The sequence below is a fragment of the Synechococcus sp. MEDNS5 genome (assembly GCF_014279875.1).
Lineage (GTDB): Bacteria > Cyanobacteriota > Cyanobacteriia > PCC-6307 > Cyanobiaceae > Synechococcus_C.
The window spans coordinates 1,257,157-1,275,819 of sequence record NZ_CP047952.1 but is presented as its reverse complement, the minus strand read 5'-3'; the positions used below and the strand labels follow the sequence as shown (position 1 = coordinate 1,275,819).

The 18,663-nt window shown below is 57.7% G+C and carries 27 protein-coding genes and 2 tRNA genes; 19 read left to right on the top strand and 10 right to left on the bottom strand.

Features of this window, described 5'->3' with window-relative positions; translation table 11 throughout:
* Positions 1 to 5: 5 nt before the first annotated feature.
* A complete protein-coding gene (locus SynMEDNS5_RS06860; RefSeq protein ID WP_186582705.1) occupies positions 6 to 1,535 on the bottom strand; it encodes a hypothetical protein in 1,530 nt (509 codons plus the stop codon).
* Between the two features lie 160 nt (positions 1,536 to 1,695).
* Here SynMEDNS5_RS06860 and stpA point away from each other — a divergent pair, with 160 nt between their 5' ends.
* Positions 1,696 to 2,907, top strand: coding sequence for a glucosylglycerol 3-phosphatase (gene stpA, locus SynMEDNS5_RS06855; protein ID WP_186582704.1), 1,212 nt, complete (start codon positions 1,696 to 1,698; stop codon positions 2,905 to 2,907).
* On the opposite strand, the gene SynMEDNS5_RS06850 is transcribed toward stpA, so the two are convergent.
* Positions 2,861 to 3,772, bottom strand: coding sequence for a hypothetical protein (locus tag SynMEDNS5_RS06850; protein WP_186582703.1), 912 nt, complete (start codon positions 3,770 to 3,772; stop codon positions 2,861 to 2,863). The genes stpA and SynMEDNS5_RS06850 overlap by 47 nt on opposite strands.
* 78 nt (positions 3,773 to 3,850) lie before the next feature.
* Here SynMEDNS5_RS06850 and SynMEDNS5_RS06845 point away from each other — a divergent pair, with 78 nt between their 5' ends.
* Entirely contained in the window at positions 3,851 to 4,612 is a 762-nt protein-coding gene (locus SynMEDNS5_RS06845) for a hypothetical protein (RefSeq protein ID WP_186582702.1), read from the top strand.
* 32 nt (positions 4,613 to 4,644) lie between these two features.
* Positions 4,645 to 5,589: an arsenosugar biosynthesis radical SAM (seleno)protein ArsS gene (gene arsS / locus SynMEDNS5_RS06840; protein ID WP_186582701.1), complete on the top strand. Its 945-nt coding sequence runs from the start codon at positions 4,645 to 4,647 to the stop codon at positions 5,587 to 5,589.
* On the opposite strand, the gene SynMEDNS5_RS06835 is transcribed toward arsS, so the two are convergent.
* Positions 5,582 to 5,842, bottom strand: coding sequence for a cell division protein SepF (locus tag SynMEDNS5_RS06835; protein WP_186582700.1), 261 nt, complete (start codon positions 5,840 to 5,842; stop codon positions 5,582 to 5,584). The two genes, arsS and SynMEDNS5_RS06835, sit on opposite strands and share 8 nt — an antisense overlap.
* A 55-nt stretch (positions 5,843 to 5,897) precedes the next feature.
* On the opposite strand from SynMEDNS5_RS06835, the gene SynMEDNS5_RS06830 reads away from it, so the two are divergent.
* Entirely contained in the window at positions 5,898 to 6,380 is a 483-nt protein-coding gene (locus SynMEDNS5_RS06830) for a hypothetical protein (protein ID WP_186582699.1), read from the top strand.
* A gap of 7 nt (positions 6,381 to 6,387) precedes the next feature.
* Here SynMEDNS5_RS06830 and SynMEDNS5_RS06825 read toward each other — a convergent pair whose 3' ends face one another.
* Positions 6,388 to 6,837 carry a Fur family transcriptional regulator gene (locus SynMEDNS5_RS06825; RefSeq protein WP_186582698.1) on the bottom strand — a complete coding sequence of 150 codons (450 nt, stop codon included), beginning with the start codon at positions 6,835 to 6,837 and terminating at the stop codon, positions 6,388 to 6,390.
* Positions 6,838 to 6,892: 55 nt separating this feature from the next.
* Here SynMEDNS5_RS06825 and SynMEDNS5_RS13040 point away from each other — a divergent pair, with 55 nt between their 5' ends.
* From SynMEDNS5_RS13040 to SynMEDNS5_RS06810, 5 genes are read left to right on the top strand one after another with little or no spacing between them, the layout of a single operon-like run.
* Positions 6,893 to 7,078: an AAA family ATPase gene (locus SynMEDNS5_RS13040; protein WP_222929777.1), complete on the top strand. Its 186-nt coding sequence runs from the start codon at positions 6,893 to 6,895 to the stop codon at positions 7,076 to 7,078.
* A complete protein-coding gene (locus SynMEDNS5_RS13095; RefSeq protein ID WP_255440046.1) occupies positions 7,047 to 7,685 on the top strand; it encodes an AAA family ATPase in 639 nt (212 codons plus the stop codon). The genes SynMEDNS5_RS13040 and SynMEDNS5_RS13095 overlap by 32 nt, the downstream gene beginning before the upstream one ends.
* The gene (locus tag SynMEDNS5_RS13035; protein WP_255440045.1) at positions 7,679 to 7,909 is read left to right on the top strand and encodes an AAA family ATPase; all 231 of its coding nucleotides are present in this window, start codon (positions 7,679 to 7,681) and stop codon (positions 7,907 to 7,909) included. Before SynMEDNS5_RS13095 ends, SynMEDNS5_RS13035 begins: the two co-directional genes overlap by 7 nt.
* A 59-nt stretch (positions 7,910 to 7,968) precedes the next feature.
* Positions 7,969 to 8,766 (top strand): metallophosphoesterase, encoded by a 798-nt coding sequence (locus tag SynMEDNS5_RS06815; RefSeq protein WP_186582697.1) that lies wholly within the window; start codon positions 7,969 to 7,971, stop codon positions 8,764 to 8,766.
* Positions 8,767 to 8,799: 33 nt separating this feature from the next.
* The gene (locus tag SynMEDNS5_RS06810; RefSeq protein ID WP_255440043.1) at positions 8,800 to 9,036 is read left to right on the top strand and encodes a hypothetical protein; all 237 of its coding nucleotides are present in this window, start codon (positions 8,800 to 8,802) and stop codon (positions 9,034 to 9,036) included.
* Positions 9,037 to 9,049: 13 nt separating this feature from the next.
* Here SynMEDNS5_RS06810 and SynMEDNS5_RS06805 read toward each other — a convergent pair whose 3' ends face one another.
* The 3 genes from SynMEDNS5_RS06805 to SynMEDNS5_RS06795 all read right to left on the bottom strand — a co-directional run bounded on the left by SynMEDNS5_RS06805 (position 9,050) and on the right by SynMEDNS5_RS06795 (position 9,758).
* Complete coding sequence (locus tag SynMEDNS5_RS06805; RefSeq protein WP_186582696.1) at positions 9,050 to 9,397, bottom strand: hypothetical protein; 348 nt, start codon at positions 9,395 to 9,397, stop codon at positions 9,050 to 9,052.
* 109 nt (positions 9,398 to 9,506) lie between these two features.
* The gene (locus tag SynMEDNS5_RS06800) at positions 9,507 to 9,644 is read right to left on the bottom strand and encodes a hypothetical protein (RefSeq protein ID WP_186582695.1); all 138 of its coding nucleotides are present in this window, start codon (positions 9,642 to 9,644) and stop codon (positions 9,507 to 9,509) included.
* A gap of 40 nt (positions 9,645 to 9,684) precedes the next feature.
* Positions 9,685 to 9,758 (bottom strand) — tRNA-Pro (locus tag SynMEDNS5_RS06795).
* 100 nt (positions 9,759 to 9,858) lie between these two features.
* Between SynMEDNS5_RS06795 and SynMEDNS5_RS06790 the strand changes: the two genes are divergently transcribed.
* A complete protein-coding gene (locus SynMEDNS5_RS06790) occupies positions 9,859 to 10,236 on the top strand; it encodes a PAS domain S-box protein (RefSeq protein ID WP_186582694.1) in 378 nt (125 codons plus the stop codon).
* Entirely contained in the window at positions 10,226 to 11,401 is a 1,176-nt protein-coding gene (locus tag SynMEDNS5_RS06785) for a histidine kinase dimerization/phospho-acceptor domain-containing protein (RefSeq protein WP_186582693.1), read from the top strand. The genes SynMEDNS5_RS06790 and SynMEDNS5_RS06785 overlap by 11 nt, the downstream gene beginning before the upstream one ends.
* Here the strand turns inward: SynMEDNS5_RS06785 and SynMEDNS5_RS06780 are convergent.
* Both SynMEDNS5_RS06780 and SynMEDNS5_RS06775 read right to left on the bottom strand, forming a co-directional pair.
* Complete coding sequence (locus SynMEDNS5_RS06780) at positions 11,349 to 11,768, bottom strand: response regulator (protein WP_255440042.1); 420 nt, start codon at positions 11,766 to 11,768, stop codon at positions 11,349 to 11,351. The genes SynMEDNS5_RS06785 and SynMEDNS5_RS06780 overlap by 53 nt on opposite strands.
* 41 nt (positions 11,769 to 11,809) lie before the next feature.
* Positions 11,810 to 11,881, bottom strand: a tRNA-Lys gene (locus SynMEDNS5_RS06775).
* Positions 11,882 to 12,024: 143 nt separating this feature from the next.
* On the opposite strand from SynMEDNS5_RS06775, the gene SynMEDNS5_RS06770 reads away from it, so the two are divergent.
* The 7 genes from SynMEDNS5_RS06770 to SynMEDNS5_RS06740 all read left to right on the top strand — a co-directional run bounded on the left by SynMEDNS5_RS06770 (position 12,025) and on the right by SynMEDNS5_RS06740 (position 17,577).
* Entirely contained in the window at positions 12,025 to 12,558 is a 534-nt protein-coding gene (locus SynMEDNS5_RS06770; protein ID WP_186582692.1) for a gamma carbonic anhydrase family protein, read from the top strand.
* A 61-nt stretch (positions 12,559 to 12,619) separates the two neighbouring features.
* Positions 12,620 to 12,742 carry a photosystem II protein Y gene (locus SynMEDNS5_RS06765; protein ID WP_186582691.1) on the top strand — a complete coding sequence of 41 codons (123 nt, stop codon included), beginning with the start codon at positions 12,620 to 12,622 and terminating at the stop codon, positions 12,740 to 12,742.
* Positions 12,743 to 12,794: 52 nt separating this feature from the next.
* Positions 12,795 to 14,171: an FADH(2)-oxidizing methylenetetrahydrofolate--tRNA-(uracil(54)-C(5))-methyltransferase TrmFO gene (gene trmFO, locus SynMEDNS5_RS06760; RefSeq protein ID WP_255440041.1), complete on the top strand. Its 1,377-nt coding sequence runs from the start codon at positions 12,795 to 12,797 to the stop codon at positions 14,169 to 14,171.
* Positions 14,152 to 15,105, top strand: coding sequence for a cation transporter (locus SynMEDNS5_RS06755; protein WP_186582690.1), 954 nt, complete (start codon positions 14,152 to 14,154; stop codon positions 15,103 to 15,105). The genes trmFO and SynMEDNS5_RS06755 overlap by 20 nt, the downstream gene beginning before the upstream one ends.
* 6 nt (positions 15,106 to 15,111) lie before the next feature.
* Positions 15,112 to 16,683, top strand: coding sequence for a carotenoid isomerase (gene crtH, locus SynMEDNS5_RS06750; RefSeq protein WP_186582689.1), 1,572 nt, complete (start codon positions 15,112 to 15,114; stop codon positions 16,681 to 16,683).
* A 54-nt stretch (positions 16,684 to 16,737) separates the two neighbouring features.
* A complete protein-coding gene (locus tag SynMEDNS5_RS06745; RefSeq protein WP_186582688.1) occupies positions 16,738 to 17,022 on the top strand; it encodes a hypothetical protein in 285 nt (94 codons plus the stop codon).
* A gap of 3 nt (positions 17,023 to 17,025) precedes the next feature.
* Positions 17,026 to 17,577, top strand: coding sequence for a hypothetical protein (locus SynMEDNS5_RS06740; protein WP_186582687.1), 552 nt, complete (start codon positions 17,026 to 17,028; stop codon positions 17,575 to 17,577).
* Here SynMEDNS5_RS06740 and SynMEDNS5_RS06735 read toward each other — a convergent pair.
* The gene (locus SynMEDNS5_RS06735; RefSeq protein WP_186585888.1) at positions 17,525 to 18,271 is read right to left on the bottom strand and encodes a response regulator transcription factor; all 747 of its coding nucleotides are present in this window, start codon (positions 18,269 to 18,271) and stop codon (positions 17,525 to 17,527) included. The two genes, SynMEDNS5_RS06740 and SynMEDNS5_RS06735, sit on opposite strands and share 53 nt — an antisense overlap.
* Before the next feature lie 122 nt (positions 18,272 to 18,393).
* Here SynMEDNS5_RS06735 and SynMEDNS5_RS06730 point away from each other — a divergent pair, with 122 nt between their 5' ends.
* On the top strand, positions 18,394 to 18,663 hold the full coding sequence (locus SynMEDNS5_RS06730) for a DUF6761 family protein (RefSeq protein ID WP_186582686.1): 270 nt from the start codon (positions 18,394 to 18,396) through the stop codon (positions 18,661 to 18,663).

Genomic DNA, 18,663 nt, shown 5'->3' with positions numbered 1-18,663 from the left:
ATGGATCAGAGTGCATTTTCAATCACATTCATGGCCTTGAGATAGGCGGGAGGTTCGGCGTTTGCCTCCGACTCCTCGAGTCCTGAGTCGTCTCTGATCAAACGGCGGGCATTGTCAGCAATGACGGCATTCACCACTAAGTCCATCGCTTCTGGCTGATCAAGGTTTTGAAGCGCGTCCGCGTAGCGACGGCTGTGGGTGGGGCGGACAGACTCCTGGCAGTAATTCGACAGCTCCCGGCTTTCGGTCATCACCGAAAAGGCCACATCCTTGGTGCTGGATTGCCCATAGATGGCCATATACAGCAGGTTGACCATGGAGGCGTCATGGACTGGAATCGCATACTTACGGGCGATTTGAGGCCAATAGCGCAGTGCTTTGAGTCCCTCAAGACCTCCTTTGCGCAAGCCAGCGTCTTCGCACCAGCTTTCCAGTTCATCCATTGATTGCGGGCAGCGTTGCTCAGCGCGCATGTGTTCGGCGAGCACTTGTCCGGCCTGGAAATTTCGGGTTGGGTTTCCGGAAACAGGGCGCATCATGCTGCCGCGGACATCAGCAACCATCGCCGTGAGCTGGGCAAAGGTGTGATCCCTTACCTTCTCCATATCCCCTCCTCTTACAAGAGCGGCTTCGATTCTCTGGACCCCGTAGCCGAGTTCGGTGAGTGGAAAAGGTTGCCGGTTGTACAGGCGTTGCCTGTTCCGGCGTGCCATCGACACGGTGGCTGCCTGATCGAGGCATTGATCCAGCAGCAGGGTGAGCAAGGTGGGGAGCACCCCGGGGTTGTCGTGGTGGTAGGTGTATCCGAACCCTGCGAACACAGACGACATATTCTTGGCGGCCTTGATGTATTGCCCCTCGACGTTGTGAATACCGGGCGAAACCTGGATATTCGGGGAGAGTCGATCCAGCATCCGTGCTGCAAGCAGGGCCGTGAGGGCGCTGGGATGGCAGAAGTTGGCTGTGAAGCTGTCGTGGGGATTGCGCAGTGCACCGTGCCGATGGAATCCGGAGAAGAATCCGAGATTGGGGACTTTCTCACAGAGCACATACGACTCGTTGGCGATGTGGTCGTGGCTGAATGAGCCGGCCAGGCATGCCAGAACCACATGTTCGCGGTTGAGTTCCTCACGCAACCGGCAGGCTTCCTGCAGGTCTTCCTCCACGTGATTGCTGTTCGCACTAAGCACTACCAGCTCGCAGCGCTGCAACAGGTCCTTGAGGGTGTTGGGACAGCGCTGACCGTTCTGGAGATGGCTACCCATCCGCTCCACGGTGGCCACGTGATCCGGGTCCATCCCCTCGAGGGCCTCCTGGGAGAACGCTCCAAGTAGTTCTCGCCCAGGGCGGGCAGCTAGCAGCAGTGACGCAGGTTCCTCCTGCTGCATGGCGCAGTTGTAAGCGAGTGACGCGGGGTACAACCCCACGCTGTAGAAGCCGACCTTCCCTGACTCAAGATCGCGAATGCGTTGCCGAACCAGATCTCCATCCAAGCTGCGAGGGAAGAAGCCGTTGCTGTTCAGGGCCGTGTCCATGCGTTCGGCGCAATCTCCTTTGATCAAGCCTTGATCACTAAGACTAAGCAGATGCCACGATCTATCTCAAGAGTTCTGGCGAGAAGTCTTCGCTGAGTGATTGGCTGGATGGCCTGATCGTGGGATCGTGACGATCGGTTCAGCGATCAGGGTGTTTCGGATGGATCTTGCTCAACTTCACCAGGAGCTGATGGCCAGCTCGGATCTGCTGATCGTTCAGGACCTTGATGGCGTCTGCATGCCGCTGGTGAAGGACCCGCTCACCCGCAGGATGCCAGCGGACTATGTGCGAGCGGCCGCGCTCTTGAAAGGGCGCTTTCAAGTGCTGACCAATGGCGAGCACGAAGGTCGCCGTGGTGTGAACCGGCTTGTGGAGGCTGCCCTTGGTGATGCTGAGTTGCCTGCTCGGGAGGGCCTCTACCTCCCCGGATTGGCAGCTGGTGGCGTGCAGCTGCAGGACTGTTACGGACAGCTCACCCATCCGGGTGTCTGTGATGCGGAGATGGCATTTCTCGCCGATGTGCCAACGCGAATGCAAGGTCTTCTTGCCGAGCGTCTTCCCTCCGTCATGACCGAGCTTGGAGACGCGGCGATGGCCATGGAGATTCAGCGAGCGATCCTCGACACTCAGGTCTCGCCAACCATCAATCTCAACAGCCTGTTCAGCCTGATTCCCAATGACGTTGCGCGGCAACGGCAGCTGCAGGCGATGCTCCAGGAGGTCATGGATGCGTTGATGGCGATGGCTGCAGCGGAGGGCCTGGGCCATTCCTTTTTCCTGCATGTGGCTCCGAACCTGGGCCGGGATCAGGAGGGGTACGAGCGCCTTAAGCCAGCTGAAACCGGTGATGTGGGAAGTACCGATATTCAGTTCATGCTCCGGGGCGCGATCAAGGAAGTGGGATTGCTCGTGTTGATCAATCGCCACATTGCCGATCGAACCGGTACCGCACCCTTGGGTGAGGACTTCAACGTCCGCACAGCTCCCCACGACCATGCGGCTTTGCTTGCGCTCTGTCATGAGCGCATTGCCAAGGACCAGATGCCCCACCTCGTCGGCGTTGGCGACACCGTTACGTCAACTCCTTGTCTGTCAGGGAATGGATGGTTGCGCGGTGGCAGTGACCGGGGATTTCTCACCCTTCTCCAGGAGCTTGGCGAAAGCTATGGGCACCGCAACCGGGTTGTCCTCGTTGATAGCAGCGGCGGAGAGGTGGATCGCCCTTCTCTGCTGGATGGCTCTTTCGAGGGGATCAGTGATCCAAACGACTCCCTGCGGTTTGATGTCTGTATCCCTGAAGGCCCGGAGCGCTATGTGACCTGGTTCATCGCGTTGGCGGAAGCGCATCACGGGCGAGAACCCTCAGCATGAATGGCAGCTGGGTAATGGAGGGTTTGCCTCCACTCACCCAGACGGCCTTTTCCTCACTCCACGGCCGGGTGCCCGGAACGATCAGCCGTGATTTTGAGGCATGGTCGGGAAGAAAGGCTGCCTTGAAGTTGCGCTGTTCCACCAGCAGCTTGAGGTCATTGAAATGCACACCGTCGGCTGTCTCAATCACTTCAAGTGCACCATCGGACCGAAGTGCGTAGATGATGCGAACGTCGGCCAGTCTCATCTCTCCGTAGACACCGCGATAGTCGTCTGGAGGGATCCGATCTTGATGACTGAAGGCATGCAGCCCACCAACAAAGAGACGGTATTTCTCCTCACGGGATGGAGTGAGATCGCCGTATCCGAACACCAGATCTCCCTCCCTTGAAACGGCGATGTAGGCCCGTCCCGCCGCCGCTGCTCGGTTTCCAGCCCGCCAGGTTCCATTGCTGAGCATCAGATCGCCATGGAGAGCCATATCCAGTTCCCCGCGGCCGAACTGCTTCTCGAAGGTTGGGCCGGTGAAAAAGAGCAGGGCCTCTTGATCTTCATTGGCTTCGAATTCCCGGTTCCAACCTCCGAAAAATTCCAGCTCGATCCAGCGCGGATCCAGAATCACGCTGCTGTATTCAACAGCGATGGGGTCTCCGTTCGCTCGAACGAGTTCGGCACGTTGATCAGCGACGTAGCGAGCAATCTCATCCCGTGATGGGGGTTGGGGCGGTGGCTCCTTTCGCAGGACCGAGATCAGTTCGGTCGACGGCTGAGACCAGTTCAAGGATCCGCCACTGAAGATGCGAGCACTGATTCCCCCGGCGATCCCGGCGAACACTCCGAGCGCAATCAGCGGCCAGATGCGCACAACTGAAGCTCAAAGTCGCTCGCTGATGATGGCCCAATTCGCTGATTTCTGCACACTGAGTTCAGTGGAGTCTTAAGCATGCGTTCGCTGTTCTTCGGACCGATGTTGTTGGCTGTTCTCTTGCCGGCATCGGTTCGTGCCAATCAACCGGAACCAAAGGAGTGTGCCGCTCCGCGTCCTGGCAGTTATCTGGTGATCCGCCAGGGCCAGCGTGGCGGATCACCTCTGGGTGGTTTGCAGGTTGAGACCTGGTCGGAGGATGGATCGGTTCGTGGTCGACGCTTTCTGCGTGTGGGACGTCGTTACAGCGAAACCCGGTATCAGGGACGGTGGCAACAAGTTTCCACATGCGGTCTCACCGTGACGCGTGACCAGCAGGGAAGTGGGAGCAGTGTGCTGCTCACCGATCAAGGGACCCCCCGTTTTGGCATCAGCACGAAGGTCGGTGATGTCGTGACGGAGCAGTGGTTGCCCCAGCCAGCTGGTGACTGCAAACCCTCTGCAATGGATGGCACCCTGCTCAGTCGTCAGATGGGGATGACGTTCGCGAATGGAGCCTGGACTCCCAATGCCGTGATTCAACGAGAGACCTGGTCGGCGTGGCAAATGGCTGGTCTGGCCGTGTCGTCGTACGACGGTGCCGGTGAGGTGGCGGCCTATCAAGGTCGCTTTCTTCAGGATGACAATTGCGTCGGTCGCATTCGTCAGCAAGATGCCCGGGGAGTGAATTACGTGTATGCAGCGGTTCTTCGTTCCGACGGAACGGGGTATGCCTACCTTCAAACCCAAGGGGACGATCTAACGGTGGCGCTCATCGACCGAATTGCTGCGGAACCTTGATGGCGGAGTCGGTCAGAATCCAACCTGACGCCATGGATGCTCTGCTTTCGTCATTCCCATCAATCCGACGACGTCGCCTGGAAACACTTCAGGTCAACCTCGGGTACCGCTGCAATCAGAGCTGCAATCACTGCCACGTGGATGCGGGGCCCTGGCGCACGGAAATGATGGAGCCTCATCAAGTGGAGCTCATTCCGCAGGTCCTGAAGCACTGCCAGTTGAAAACCCTCGATCTGACTGGGGGTGCTCCTGAGCTTCATCCGCAGTTCAGAGACCTTGTCAGTGCCGCCCGCGCCCAGGATGTTGAGGTGATTGACAGATGCAACCTCACGATTCTTACGGAACCTGGTCAGGAATCACTTGCTGAATTCCTCGCTGATTCAGGTGTTCGCATCGTGGCATCGCTGCCTTGTTATGAGCAGGAACGGGTTGATCGACAACGAGGCCGAGGTGTGTTCGAGCGCAGTCTCGATGCCTTGCAAGTGCTCAATCGGTTGGGATACGGAATGCCTGGCTCCTCACTGAAGCTGGATCTTGTCTACAACCCATCCGGTCCCTCCTTGCCACCACCCCAGCATTCGCTGGAAGAGCAATACAGAAAGCAGCTGAAGGCATCCCATGGGATTTCTTTTCATCATTTGCTGACGATCGCCAACATGCCGATCAAGCGTTTTGCTCGAGATCTGGAAGTTAGTGGAGAGCTGGAGTGTTATCAAAACCTCCTCCAAGAGGCGCATCGTTCAGACAATCTTGATGGTGTGATGTGTCGGACGTTGATCAGCGTCAGCTGGACGGGTGCACTTCATGACTGCGATTTCAACCAACAACTTGGTTGTTCAGTCGGCGCGGAGCCTGCCGTGCTCGCGGATCTGTTGACAATTCAGGATGGCTTGGTCGATCAGCCCATTGCCGTTGATGATCATTGCTTCGGTTGCACAGCTGGACAGGGATCCAGTTGTGGCGGTTCGCTCAGCTGAGATTCACATCGACGTTTGCTGGCGCAAAGAGCAAAACCTGATCTCCAACGCGGTGTTCCTGGCCATCGAGTGCTCTGACGCCCCCGGAGACGAAATCGGCAGTCCTCTGTGCCAAAGACGGTTCCATGGCCGTGAGATTCAGCACCACGGTGCATTGGTCGCGAACGGCCAGGACCACCTCCGCACCCTGCTCGAATGTCAGGGGGGTGATCACGAGAACCTCGTGGAATCCTTGAAGCTGACCAATGTTCATCACATTCAGCTTGGCTCGGCGTAGGCGTGGTGGGGGCAAACGTCATCATGGGTGCATGAACGCATTGCAATCGTCTGATCAGGGGCCTGCACATTGCGGCAGCAAACCCAAACGCCTGGCCATTGGTATCGCTCCTTTGGGCACGGTGTCCATTGGAATCGTTCCGATGGGGGTCGTGTGTATCGGAATCGTTCCGATGGGTGTGGTTTCCATTGGCGTTGTGGCCATGGGTTTGATCAATCTCTCGATTGTGGGTATGGGGTTGCTTGCGGTTGGGGTGAACACCATGGGGGTGTGGACCGCAGGACCGATGAGTATGGGCCTGGTGCGAATGGGAGCCCAACCTGGTGATCACGATCACCACGCGCATCAGCGCGGCGAAGGATCAGGGGCCCTGACCGGGGATGATCCCCGAACTCTTGCCTACCCAACCCGAGAGCTTGCCGAAGAACAGGCCAAGAGCCTTGGCTGCAAGGGTGTCCATCAAATGGGTGACTTCTGGATGCCTTGTTTGGAGCATCCGCAGGAGCATCACTGATCTCTCTTCATCGGCACTGAGGGCAAATGCCTCGCACCGTGAGGCTGGAGCCGATGAGGTCAAAGCCAAATCCCTGGCTGGCTTTCAATCCTGCATTCAGAACGGCTTCACTTTCGAAATCCTCCGTGCGCCCGCAGCGCACACAAACGAGGTGGTGGTGGCGGATGTGTTCGGCGTCAGCGAGTTCAAACTGGCTGCCGTTGCTGGTTTGTAGTTCCTGAAGAAACCCCATCTCCACCAGCAGCCTCAGTGTGCGATAGATCGTGGCGAGCGAGACCTTTAACTGACGATTCAGCAGTTGATGGTGCACGTCCTCCGCGCTGAGATGCCGTCCACCCCCAAGCGATTCGAATAACTCAAGGATCCGCCGGCGCTGGGGGGTCAGACGACGTCCGCCTTGATGCAGCCCTTGCTTAAGAGATCCGGCAGTCTCGGGTTGCGTGGAGACCGATGGCATCCGAATCCTGCTTTTCATTCTCAATAGTAATGTTTATTGAGACTGGAGGCCAGGTTTGACCCTCACTCACCTGGCGGTGTCTGGTTATCGCTCCCTCAGGGATGTGGTGATTCCTCTGCATCGCCTGACTCTGATCACAGGGGCCAACGGCAGCGGTAAATCCAATCTTTTCCGTGCCCTCACGCTGATCGTGGCGGCTGCCCGCGGTGATGTGGGCTGGTCCGGAGACCTTTGGCCGTGAAATGCGTTCGGGGGAATCCCCCATCCAGGGTGGACCTCGCTCCAAACCGGTCCGTCTGCGTTTGGGATTCGCAGCAGATCCCTTTTCCTATGCCGTAGAGCTTGGTTACCCCCAGGAACGACGGACCGCATTTGCCCTTGATCCCGAACGCAAGGGGGAATGGATCTGGGCAGGACCAGCCTTTCACCCCCGTGCTCTGTTGTGCTCCGATGCCGGAGGGCGAGATCCAGACCGCGGACTGTTCCAGTTGGGGATGGATCCGAAGGAGCGACCAGAAGCCCTCCTCCTGCGCGAGCAAATTCTGAACTGGCGTTTTTATGACAGCTTCAGAACGGATCAGGAGGCTCCCGCCCGCCGCCCGGGAGTGGGCACCCGCTGCTTCGCCCTGGCTGCTGATGGCCACGACTTACCCGCTGCTGTGCAAACCATTCTTGAGAGCGGAGATGGTGAGGCTTTTCTGGCAGCGGTGGATGATGCATTCCCTGGCGCCCATTTATCTGTGAACCATGGCGATGGTCTGTTCCGGATGCAGTTCCATCAACCTGGCCTTCTGCTCCCCTCCAGTCAGCAGAGCTTTCCGATGGCACCCTGCGTTACCTCTTGCTGACCGCTGCGCACTTCAGTCCAAGGCTTCCGCCTCTGATGGTTCTCAACGAGCCGGAAGGGAGTCTTCATCCCGACTTGTTGCTGCCTCTTGCTCGGTTGATTCGTTCCATCTCTCAACTCACCCAGGTGTGGGTGATCGCCCATTCCCGCCAAATGATCGACGCCTTGGCGGATGGTGACGGCTGTCACCGGGTGCATTTGGTGTGTGAGCTGGGATCTACATAAATCCCTGATTAGACCATGCTGGAGCGCAGTCTCTAGCGCTGGCCTTCCTGACCCTGCACATGCCAAGACTGATCCAACTCAGTGATCCACATCTGGTAGCGCAAGCCGATGGGCGGGTTCGCGGGCGATCAGCGTTGTCTCTGTTCCGAAAGGCTCTCGATCAGGCCCTTCATGAACAGCCGGATCTATTGCTGGTCACAGGCGATTGCTGCCACGACGAGACCTGGTGCGGTTACGTGCGCCTGCGGGATTCGCTTGAGGATGCGATCCAAAAAAAACCTGCAAGCGCCGTTCGCTTTGGCCTGATGGCCGGGAACCATGATCATCCCCAAAGGCTGCGTGCCGTTCTTGGTCGCCGCTGTGTTGTTGCTCCCGGCATGGTGGAGGAGGGTTCCTGGCGTTTGCTTGTTCTGTCCAGTCACCGAGCGGGGGGATGCACCGGGCTGATCGGTGGCGCTCAGATGTCTTGGCTCATGCGTCAGCTAAGGGAGGCACAAACGCTCGGAAAGTTCGTGGTGGTTGCTCTTCACCACCCTCCTGTTCCGATTGGTGACCCAGCGATGGACCCCATCGGTCTTCTGGATGGAATGCAGTTGATGGAGGCTCTGCAGACGTATCCCGTGGTCAGGGCTGTTCTGTTTGGACACATCCATCAGCACTGGCAGGGAGTTCCTGCTCTCCAATCAGATTTCAGCCTGCTCGGTTGTCCTTCGACGTTGGCTTCATTTGATCCTGTGCAGCCCTGTCCGCTCGGAAGGGCCTGGGACCCTGGCGGCCGGGTGCTCGATCTCATGGGGGATGGTTCTGTGCGGGAGCGACTCATGCGCTGGTCCGCAGGTCAGGACGACGCAGGCTGAACCAGATAGTGTGATGTCTGTTTGAGGGCGAGGGTGTCAGCTTCCTGGACGGTGTTGATGCGATTCGTCGCCAGTGGGCTTTTTCTCCTAGCCCACGGGCTTTTGGTTCTCGAGCACATCGCTTTGGGGACGGCTCTTCATGGGATTGCTGAAGTCTTTCTCGCTCCTTGGGCGTTGCGCCATAAAGCCTGGGATCTGATTGTGATCGGAATTGTCTTTTGCGTTTTCGATCTCTGGGGAACTCTTCGACTTGTGAACGGGTTGGCTTGAAACCAGGCCGGCCTCAGGGTTCAGTCCACCACTGGGTCACGATGCCCGCTTTTTGAGGTTGGGCGCCGTCAGCAACCGTGACAACGAACAGACGCTGACCATCGCGTTGATAGTCGTACCGACAGAAGCCAGAGCCTGTTCCTGAGCAGGACGCTAAAGCCCTTAGATCAGTTCCGGACAGGGTTTTCTCAAAGTTGAGAACCGGGCGTTCTGGTGCTGGACGCCATCCCGATGCTGTGAGGGATGCATTGGCTTGCACGATGGACTGACCGCTTTGCAAGGTGACGCGGGAGGTGTCGGCTTTGGATGTCGCTGCAATTCCCCCCAGAATCAGACTTGCAAGAACAAGCTTCAAGGGCATTGCATCGACCGGCACTGATTCCGGCTTAGCAACGGAAGTCGGGCGGACCACCGATACAACCCTTATCGGATCCGAACCTTCACATTCGAATGTTCAAGGCCGATTTGGATCAGCTGTTGCGGCTGGCGTCTTCCGCCTCGCGGGCTCCGACGACGAGAGCAGCCAAAAAGGGAAGGATGGCCAGGGCAGTGAGAACTTCCACAGGTTCTTTAAAACTGCTCAGACAATGACCGGTTGGAACGATCATCAAGGTCTCAACAGCTACTAATGCTGAGACAACAAGCCAATCGGGGCGACAGGATTCGAACCTGCGACCTAGTGCTCCCAAAGCACCCGCGCTACCAAGCTGCGCCACGCCCCGCCTCTGGAATTGTAATTGCTGGCCCGGGCAAGCTCGGACTGCCTGTTTGCGCTTGCTCTCAACCCTCAGGCCTAACCTGGACTAAGACGATGAATCCTCGATGGATTGGACTCCAGGAGCGGTTGCGTCCTTGCGCGAGCGTTTCGACCTTCCCTTTGTTCGCGCCGATCGAGAAGGGCTTGTGGTTGAGTTCAATGATCGTTTTGGCGCGATCTATGGATGGGATTCATCGCTCCTCGGAGAGACCCTCGGGATGATCCTTCCTGAGCAGTTCCGTGAACTCCACCACGCCGGCTTCGCCCGTTTTCAGATCACCGAGTCGTCCCAGGTGGTCAATCACCCTCTAGAGCTGGCCACGATCTGTGCGGACGGCTCGGTGATCCGCAGTGAACACTTCATCGTTGCTGAAAAAGATTCGAAAGAAGGCTGGAGTTTTGCGGCCACGTTGAGGCCCCTGGAAGGCCCCCATGCCTGCTGAAGGATCCGCGACGCCGCATCCTGAGGCCTCGGCACTCGTGACCCAGCTGCGTCAATCCCTTGGATTGCTGCGGGTGGCTTTTGACGCCACCGGTGAAGCCATGCTGATCGTTGATTCTGAGCGTCATGTGCGCTGGGTGAATCAAACAGCGGCTGATCTTTGGGGTGCCGGTCTTTCCTTGCGCGTGATCGGAAAGCCCCTGGAGGCATTGCTTCGCTTACGCCATCTCGATCAACGGTTGCTTGCGTTGTCGGATCCCCATCACCCTTTGAACCAGGCTCGGTTGGGTGAAGGACAGACCTCCTTGCTGGTTCAGCCAATCTCGCCTCCTGCTGGAGATCAACCGGATGTCCTGCAACGCATGGTGTCTTGGCGTCCAATCTCTGAAATGGGCGGTGTCTTCACATTGCTGATCTTCAGAGATCTTGAGCCCCTCGAAAAGTCGCTCCAACAACAACGCGCTTTTATCAACACTCTGGCCCATGAATTGCGTACGCCGCTCGCCATTCTCACCGGTAGTTTGCGCCGCCTGGATCGCAAGTCTCAACTGGTTGCTCCATTGGATCGTGCATTGAACGATGCCATCGATGAAACCAAGCGGATGGCGGCACTGGTTGACAATCTGTTGCTCCTTTCAGAGTTGGATACGGATCATTTTCATTGGAACCTGAAGCGTGCTCCACTACGACAATTTTTAGATCAGTGGCTTCATAAAATTGAGCCGGACAGGCTCTCAAAAGTTTCTTTTCAGTTGGACGAATCCCTCTCCAGCTGCTGGATTGATCTTGATCAAGTCGCTGTATCTCGTATACTCGATACCCTGCTTGAAAATAGCTTGTTGCTTGGATCAGAGGGGATTACTCTGCAGGTCAGTGAGTCTATTCCCCTTCGATCTGTTGATCTGGTGGTTTTTCTCAATGGTGCCGACTTGGCCTTCAATTATGAAGGCGATGAGGCGATGAATCACTCCAACTCTGATGAAAAAAAGTTAGTCCTGGGGGATGGGAGGGACTGCAGCCTTGGGATGTCTGTCGTGAAAAACCTTGTGGAGGGAATGGGAGGGCTGATGGTATGGAATAAAGCTGACAACGGAACCAGAGCGACTGGCTCAGTCAAAATGACTCTTCGCTTTCCGCTGGTAAGCCCTGATCGTGAAGGTTCCTAGGCCTCGGAAGGTGTTGATTCAGAAGCTCGGGAAGACGCTCAAACAGATCCGGCTTGAGGATGTAATCAACTGCACCGAGATCATGAACTTTCTGGTGTTTGACTTCGTCATTCAGGGCGGTCACCACAATCACAGGGACCTGGATTGAGCGCTTGACAAGTTCTTCAAGACACAGAAAACCATCCATTTCAGGCATCATCAGGTCGAGCAGGATCAGGTCGACTGATTCAGACTGAAGCAGATCCAAGAGTTTCTGCCCTGTCTCGCAGGGAAGAGGCGTGACTCCTTCATCGGTTAACTCCTCAACAATTAATTTGCGCAAGCGTGGATCGTCATCCACAACAGCAACTTTGAACAGTTCAGCCATCGCTCATGGGTGCCCAAGCACGCTGATGAGTTAAACAGATATGGGTCGCCTGAGATTCGAACTCAGGACCAATCGGTTAAAAGCCGAGTGCTCTACCGCTGAGCTAGCGACCCTCTTGTACCGGCCTGTCGACACAGGTACAGGTTGTGCTGTGAAGCACCTGAGAAAAGTATCACCCGGGGGAACCTTCGTCCAATCGGCGCCCAGGACAAGTTCAGAAGAGCTGAAATGATGGCTCCATGCAGCAGTTGGTCCGATGACTGACCCGATCGGCCGGCGGACCGTCGTTTTTCCCTCACCCCGGATTGATCCTGGTGCTTGGGTTGCCGAAAGTGCTGTGGTGATGGGTGATGTTCAGATTGGCGCTGAGGTGAGCCTTTGGCCGATGGCTGTTGCTCGCGGGGATATGGCACCGATCGCGATCGGTGCGGGCAGCAATGTCCAGGATGGTGCCGTCCTGCATGGTGATCCTGGCGCACCCGTCATCATTGGATCGGACGTCACCATTGGGCACAGAGCCGTGGTTCATGGCGCCACCCTCGAGGATGGTTGCCTGATCGGGATCGGTGCCGTCGTTCTCAATGGCGTGACCGTCGGTCGGGGCGCTCTTGTAGCTGCAGGGGCCGTGGTCACGAGGGATGTTCCTCCCTGCAGCCTCGTCGCCGGCGTGCCGGCGCAGGTGAAGCGCCTACTGGATGCCGATGCATTCGATGCTCAGAGGGAACATGCCCGGCGCTATGCCGACCTGGCGCGGAATTGGCAGCGAATGCTGCAAATCCAAACGGAGTGATGCAATCCAGCGTCGTTGGGCTCTGTAATCCTTAGGATCTCTCAATCTCCCGACTGGATTCATGGACCTCCGGCTCGTCCTCGTGGCATCTCCCATCCTCCTTGCATTGGGTTGGGCCGGCTTCAATATCGGTCGTGCCGCTGTTGGCCAGCTTCAACTGATGCTTAAGCGCAGTCGGGTCTGATTGGGATCAACCGCCTCGATCGATAGGGTGAGATTCATCGACCCTGACCCTTTTGGCAGCTCCATCCGTTGTTGTGATCGGTGCAGGACTCGCTGGCACGGAAGCCGCTTGGCAAGTCGCTGAAGCAGGCCTCGATGTTCATTTGGTGGAGATGAGGCCGATTCGTCGTTCTCCTGCCCACCACAGTTCTGAATGTGCCGAGCTTGTCTGCAGCAACAGCTTTGGAGCACTCAGCAGTGACCGGGCAGCGGGTCTCCTCCAGGAAGAGTTGCGGAGGTTGGGGTCTGTTGTCATTCAGATGGCTGATCGTCATGCTGTGCCCGCTGGGGGTGCCCTTGCCGTTGACCGTGGTCGTTACAGCGCGTCACTGACCCAATTACTGGATCAGCATCCCCGGGTTTCATTTGTGCGCAGGGAGCAGCTCGCCCTTCCTGCGGCCGACCAGGTCACGGTGCTGGCCACTGGCCCGCTCACTAGTGATGCCCTTGCAGAGGATCTGCGTCGCTTCACGGGGAGGGCTGACTGTCATTTCTTCGATGCAGCGAGCCCGATCGTTGAAGGCGACAGCGTCGATATGACAAGGGCTTTTCGGGCGAGTCGCTACGACAAGGGGGACGCGGACTACATCAACTGCCCGATGAACCGTGAGCAGTACCTGGCTTTCCGCGATGCCTTATTGGCGGCTGAACAGGCAGAGCTCAAGGACTTTGATCAAACCAGTGCCACCTTCTTTGAAGGATGTTTGCCCATCGAAGAGCTGGCCAGGCGCGGTGAAGACACCATGCGCTACGGCCCCCTCAAACCGATTGGCCTCTGGGATCCACGATGGGGAGATGTCAATGATCGGGATGTCCGCCGGGCCAAACGCGCCTATGCGGTGGTACAGCTCCGTCAGGAAGACAAAGATGGCCGCCTGTGGAACCTTGTCGGCTTCCAGACCAACCTCAAATGGGGGGAGCAGAAGCGCGTTCTGCAGATGATTCCAGGTCTCGAGCAGGCGGAGTTCGTTCGCTTCGGGGTGATGCATCGCAACACATTCCTGGAAGCTCCGGCGTTGCTTGATGCCACCCTGCAGTTCCGCTCACGGCCCAACCTTTTGGCGGCTGGTCAGATCACCGGTACCGAGGGCTATGCCGCTGCAGTGGCCGGAGGTTGGCTGGCGGGCACCAACGCGGCTCGCCTCGTTCGGGGTGAACGCCCCATCGATCTCCCTCGCACCACAATGGTGGGGGCGCTGACGCATTTCATCAGCGAAGCACCCTCCGGCAAGTTTCAGCCGATGCCTCCGAACTTCGGGCTCCTGCCTGAACTGCCTGAGCGCATCCGTGACAAACGGGCTCGCTACGGGGCCTATCGGGACAGGGCATTGGCCGATCTACTGCTAGCAAAAGAGGAACGCGCTATCAGGGATGTCGCCTGTCCGGCCTGAAGACCGACTGATTGAACGTCGCTCCTTGAAAATCGGCGTGATGGCGAGTGCCGTGATGGCCATTGCCGGGATCGGTGTTCACGTGATTTCCGGGTCCTATGCCTTGCTGCTTGATGGTCTGTACTCAGCCGTGATGGTGGGATCAGGACTGGTGGCTGCACGGATCAGTCGCAATGTGGTGCGTCCGCCAGACAGGGCCTATCCCTACGGGTACGACGGTCAGGAAGCGTTGTATGTGCTCTTTCGTTCGTTGGTCCTGATCGGAGTGTTGTCGTTTGCGGCCATTTCGGCACTCAGCACGGTGGTGGAATACGCCAATGGCAGAGCTGTGACGCCGGTCCGTCTCGGTCCTGTGGCGTTTTACTCCTTGGCGATGGTGGTGATCTGTTGGGGCCTGGCCTGGCGTCACCAACACGACTGGGTCATCACCGGCCGCCATTCCCAAATCCTTCTCACTGAGGCCAAAGCCGCACGCGTTGATGGGTTGATCAGTGGCTTAACGGGATTAGCCCTGTTGGGCACACCCCTGCTCAAGGGCACGATGCTGGCCGTGCTTATTCCAATCATGGACTCACTGCTCGTGTTGCTGGTGAGTGTCGTTGTGCTGCGAGAGCCGCTTGAGGGCTTCCTCACCGCACTGGGTCAGGCTGCCGGGGTTTCCGCCCAATCCGATCTGATTCGCAGCACACGATTGGCTTTGGAAGATTTACTCGCGGGACTGTCGTGCTGGTTGCTCGATGTCACGGTGTATGAGGTGGGCCGCACGGCCTTTGTCGTGGTGTACCTGAACCCCAATCAGCCAATGGATGGTGCCGCCATCGATCTGATCCGCGACCGGATTCAGGAACGCTGCAGAGACCTGCTGGCCCGGCCTGTGCGCACCGAGGTGATTCTGACTGCCACATCGCCCTTCACATCGGGCAACGCCTCCTAGGTTTGGATGCTGACGCGAATCGTGCACGTGGCCGTGAGCACCAAGCCGCATTGGGATGTGATCGTGATCGGTTCTGGGATCGGAGGCCTGGTCACAGCGTCACAGCTGGCCGTCAAGGGCGCAAAGACGCTGGTGCTCGAGCGCTATCTGATTCCTGGCGGGTCGGGCGGGAGCTTCCGAAGGGACGGTTACACCTTTGATGTGGGGGCTTCGATGATTTTCGGCTTCGGAGAGCACGGCCATACGAATCTTCTGACCCGGGCCTTGGCTGATGTGGGTCAGAGCTGCGACACAGTGCCAGACCCCGTGCAGCTTGAGTACCACTTGCCGGACGGTCTCTCGATGCAAGTGGATCGGGACTACAGCGGATTCATGGATCGCATGGCTGCACGGTTCCCTCACGAGGCCAAAGGCATTCGCGCGTTTTACGACACTTGTTGGCAGGTGTTTCGTTGCCTTGATGCGATGCCCCTGCTGTCCCTCGAGGATCCGGCTTATCTGGCCAAAGTGTTTTTCCGTGCTCCTCTGGCCTGTCTCGGTCTCGCTCGCTGGCTTCCTTTCAACGTCGGAGACGTGGCACGTGAGCACATCCGGGATGAGGAGCTTCTGCGTTTGATTGACATGGAGTGCTTCTGCTGGTCTGTCATGCCAGCCGATCGCACGCCGATGATCAATGCAGGCATGGTGTTTTCAGACCGTCATGCCGGCGGAATCAACTATCCGAAGGGGGGCGTCGGCACGATCGCTGAGAAGCTTGTTGCTGGACTCAAGAGCCACGGCGGCGAGATTCGCTACCGGTCCCGAGTCACCGAAGTCATCATTGAAGGTGGTCAAGCTGTGGGCGTTCGCCTCGCCGATGGACAGGAGCTTTTTGCCCGTCGCGTGGTTAGCAATGCGACCCGCTGGGACACCTTTGCAGGCGATGGGTCACCTGTTGCAACGCTCGTGGATGCAGGACATACGCCTGCCGCCGAAGCAACCTGGCGCCGTCGTTATCAACCCTCTAGTTCATTTTTGTCGTTACACCTTGGCGTTAGGGCCGATGTCATTCCTGAAGGGTTGCACTGCCATCATCTTCTTCTTGAAAACTGGAATGAGCTCGAGTCTGAACAGGGAGTGATTTTCGTTTCGATTCCAAGTTTGTTGGATCCTTCTCTGGCTCCCGAAGGCCGCCACATCGTGCATACCTTCACCATGAGTGAGATCTCAGCCTGGTCAGGGTTGTCTCCCACGCAGTACAAGGCCAAAAAAGAGGCTGATGCCGCCAGGTTGATTGAGCGACTGGAGGCGCTGTTGCCTGGACTCTCAGCGGCCGTGGAGCTTCGTGAGGTGGGAACGCCACGAACCCATCGACGCTTCCTCGGGCGCATGGGCGGTAGCTACGGCCCGATTCCCTCCGTGCGCTTACCGGGATTGCTGCCGATGCCGTTCAACAGAACCGGATTGAAAGGTCTTTACTGCGTGGGTGACTCCTGTTTCCCCGGCCAGGGTCTCAATGCCGTGGCGTTCAGTGGCTATGCCTGTAGCCATCGAATCGGTGCTGATCTAGGCCTGAACGCCTGGGCACTACCGGCTTAAAAGGCCACGGGCTTTCGCGACTCTGCTTAAGGTTTCAGAACCGCTCGATAGATCATGGCTTCGGCGCCCCAACCAAGTGCATCGGACCTGGCTCGTTACATCGAGCAACGCGGGGAGCTTGGCAAGCCCTGGATGCTGCAGATGTTGCGGTTGGCCAAGCTCAAAGAAGCGAAGGCTTCGATGTCGCCTGAGTCGTACCTGGAAAGCCTGCAGGAAGCTCATGCTGATCTGATGCGCCTTGGCGAGTTCTGGAAAGGCCGTGAAGCCGACGTGTTTAACGGTGGCTACAGCCCGTCCGATGTGATCGAACCACTGCCTGGTTCACCTGAGGATCGTTGAGTCATGCGCGATTGTTTTCGCCTTTCAAGCTTGATCCGTGGAACCCTGATTTGCGTCTATCTGGCGCTCGTGGTGCCTTTGCCCTTGATGGCACCCCCCTCGCTGCAATTGGCGCTTTGGATTGCAGCTCCGCTCGGTCTTTTCATCGTTCTGGCGTTGTTGAGCGAGGAGGTTTGCATTGACGAAGCCGGTCTCGTGGTCGGTCATCCTCAATGGTGCCGCTGGTTGTTGCGTCGGGGTTGGCAGCTGCGTTGGGAGCAGATTCACCGCGTGGTGCCAGTGGGGACCAGCCAGGGAGGTTTTGTTTACTACCTCAAAACTTCAGGGGATGGTCAGCATCGCTTGCTTCCGCAACGTCTCGAGCGATTCGATCAGTTTTTGAACGTTCTGCAGGATCGAACTGGGATCGACACCAGTGGAATTTGCAGGCTGACGCCTCCGTGGACTTACCAGCTGCTTGCATCCATCGCAGCGGTGATGCTCACGACCGAACTGGTGGTCGCTACTGCAGTTCGGATGAACTGGATAACTCTTCCGACAGGTTATCCAGGCTGAATCGATAGCCCTGCTGCCTGACGGTTGTGATACCGCCTCCCTCTCCCAGACCAGCCTGTTCAAGTTTGCGCCTAAGGGTGAGCACTTGAGTGTCCACAGAGCGGGGGCCTCCGCTGAAGGGTGGCCACGCCATCCTCAGCAACTCCTGGCGACTGCGCACCATGCCTGGAGGCATTAGCAGAGCGCAGAGGAGGGCGAACTCCCGGGGGCTGAGTTCAACAGGCTTTTCGCGCAGGGTGACCTGGCGAAGCAGGAGATGCACTTCAAGTGGCCCCACCTTCACGCGTTCTTGAAGACCGCTGCGTTCACGTTTAAGAAGGGTGCGACAACGAGCGGCGAGTTCCTCCAAGCCAAACGGTTTGCGAAGCACGTCATCCGCACCGTCATCGAGCAGGCCGACGACAGGTTCTGCACCGTTTCGTGCTGTGAGAACGATCACAGGACATCGCAGCTGTTGACCGAGGCGTAATGCCGAACTCTTTTCGAGCAGCTCAGCGCTGATTAATAGATCTGGAGTCTGTTCCTGACAGAGCTCAATGGCTTCAGACGAAGAGGCGACAGCCGCGGTGAGATGCCCGTCCTGACGCAGTCTCTGAACAAGAACGGTTCGCAAGGTTGGATGGGGCTCAACAACCAGCACACGCGATGGTTCCCGTGCCGGCGCAGCCGGGGCGGGAACTTGCTGGACCGGCACCAGTCCGGATCCTTTGACGATCAGATCTCGGGAAGGAGGAGTCACGCGAAGTGGCTAGGTGGTTATACGCTAGTCCCAATTCTCTGGCAATCTGGTAACAGGGGCTGCCGACCTCAATAAAGATGACATCCCTTCAGCATCCGGAAGCCATACGCCACTTCCAGTCGTTGTGTGATGCCTGTCAGGAATTGACCAGTCGCTTCCACAGCCCTTCCGAATTGCGTCTCTACGCAGACGGTTACCTGCACGCATTGCGTCGAACTGGTGATTTGGATTCAAGAGAGCTCGCCAAACTGGAAATGCTGGTGGAGCGTTGGATCATGGACCCCTCCAGCTTCATCGGCCCTGATGGGGACCTCCGAACGCTCTACGAGCATCCTCAGCAGTATTAA

Bases quoted from the DNA above. Each gene is read 5' to 3' on its own strand.
- SynMEDNS5_RS06825 (WP_186582698.1), bottom strand. From the start codon at position 6,837: ATGCCATCGGTCTCCACGCAACCCGAGACTGCCGGATCTCTTAAGCAA.
- SynMEDNS5_RS06845 (WP_186582702.1), top strand. From the start codon at position 3,851: ATGCGTTCGCTGTTCTTCGGACCGATGTTGTTGGCTGTTCTCTTGCCG.
- SynMEDNS5_RS06835 (WP_186582700.1), bottom strand. From the start codon at position 5,842: ATGAACATTGGTCAGCTTCAAGGATTCCACGAGGTTCTCGTGATCACC.
- SynMEDNS5_RS13095 (WP_255440046.1), top strand. From the start codon at position 7,047: ATGTGGGCTGGTCCGGAGACCTTTGGCCGTGAAATGCGTTCGGGGGAA.
- SynMEDNS5_RS06740 (WP_186582687.1), top strand. From the start codon at position 17,026: ATGCGCGATTGTTTTCGCCTTTCAAGCTTGATCCGTGGAACCCTGATT.
- SynMEDNS5_RS06815 (WP_186582697.1), top strand. From the start codon at position 7,969: ATGCCAAGACTGATCCAACTCAGTGATCCACATCTGGTAGCGCAAGCC.
- SynMEDNS5_RS06785 (WP_186582693.1), top strand. From the start codon at position 10,226: ATGCCTGCTGAAGGATCCGCGACGCCGCATCCTGAGGCCTCGGCACTC.
- SynMEDNS5_RS06790 (WP_186582694.1), top strand. From the start codon at position 9,859: ATGGATTGGACTCCAGGAGCGGTTGCGTCCTTGCGCGAGCGTTTCGAC.
- SynMEDNS5_RS06745 (WP_186582688.1), top strand. From the start codon at position 16,738: ATGGCTTCGGCGCCCCAACCAAGTGCATCGGACCTGGCTCGTTACATC.
- arsS (WP_186582701.1), top strand. From the start codon at position 4,645: ATGGATGCTCTGCTTTCGTCATTCCCATCAATCCGACGACGTCGCCTG.
- SynMEDNS5_RS06755 (WP_186582690.1), top strand. From the start codon at position 14,152: ATGTCGCCTGTCCGGCCTGAAGACCGACTGATTGAACGTCGCTCCTTG.
- SynMEDNS5_RS06780 (WP_255440042.1), bottom strand. From the start codon at position 11,768: ATGGCTGAACTGTTCAAAGTTGCTGTTGTGGATGACGATCCACGCTTG.
- SynMEDNS5_RS06770 (WP_186582692.1), top strand. From the start codon at position 12,025: ATGACTGACCCGATCGGCCGGCGGACCGTCGTTTTTCCCTCACCCCGG.
- SynMEDNS5_RS06860 (WP_186582705.1), bottom strand. From the start codon at position 1,535: ATGGACACGGCCCTGAACAGCAACGGCTTCTTCCCTCGCAGCTTGGAT.
- SynMEDNS5_RS06830 (WP_186582699.1), top strand. From the start codon at position 5,898: ATGAACGCATTGCAATCGTCTGATCAGGGGCCTGCACATTGCGGCAGC.
- stpA (WP_186582704.1), top strand. From the start codon at position 1,696: ATGGATCTTGCTCAACTTCACCAGGAGCTGATGGCCAGCTCGGATCTG.
- SynMEDNS5_RS06730 (WP_186582686.1), top strand. From the start codon at position 18,394: ATGACATCCCTTCAGCATCCGGAAGCCATACGCCACTTCCAGTCGTTG.
- SynMEDNS5_RS06800 (WP_186582695.1), bottom strand. From the start codon at position 9,644: ATGATCGTTCCAACCGGTCATTGTCTGAGCAGTTTTAAAGAACCTGTG.
- crtH (WP_186582689.1), top strand. From the start codon at position 15,112: ATGCTGACGCGAATCGTGCACGTGGCCGTGAGCACCAAGCCGCATTGG.
- SynMEDNS5_RS06805 (WP_186582696.1), bottom strand. From the start codon at position 9,397: ATGCCCTTGAAGCTTGTTCTTGCAAGTCTGATTCTGGGGGGAATTGCA.
- SynMEDNS5_RS06765 (WP_186582691.1), top strand. From the start codon at position 12,620: ATGGACCTCCGGCTCGTCCTCGTGGCATCTCCCATCCTCCTTGCATTG.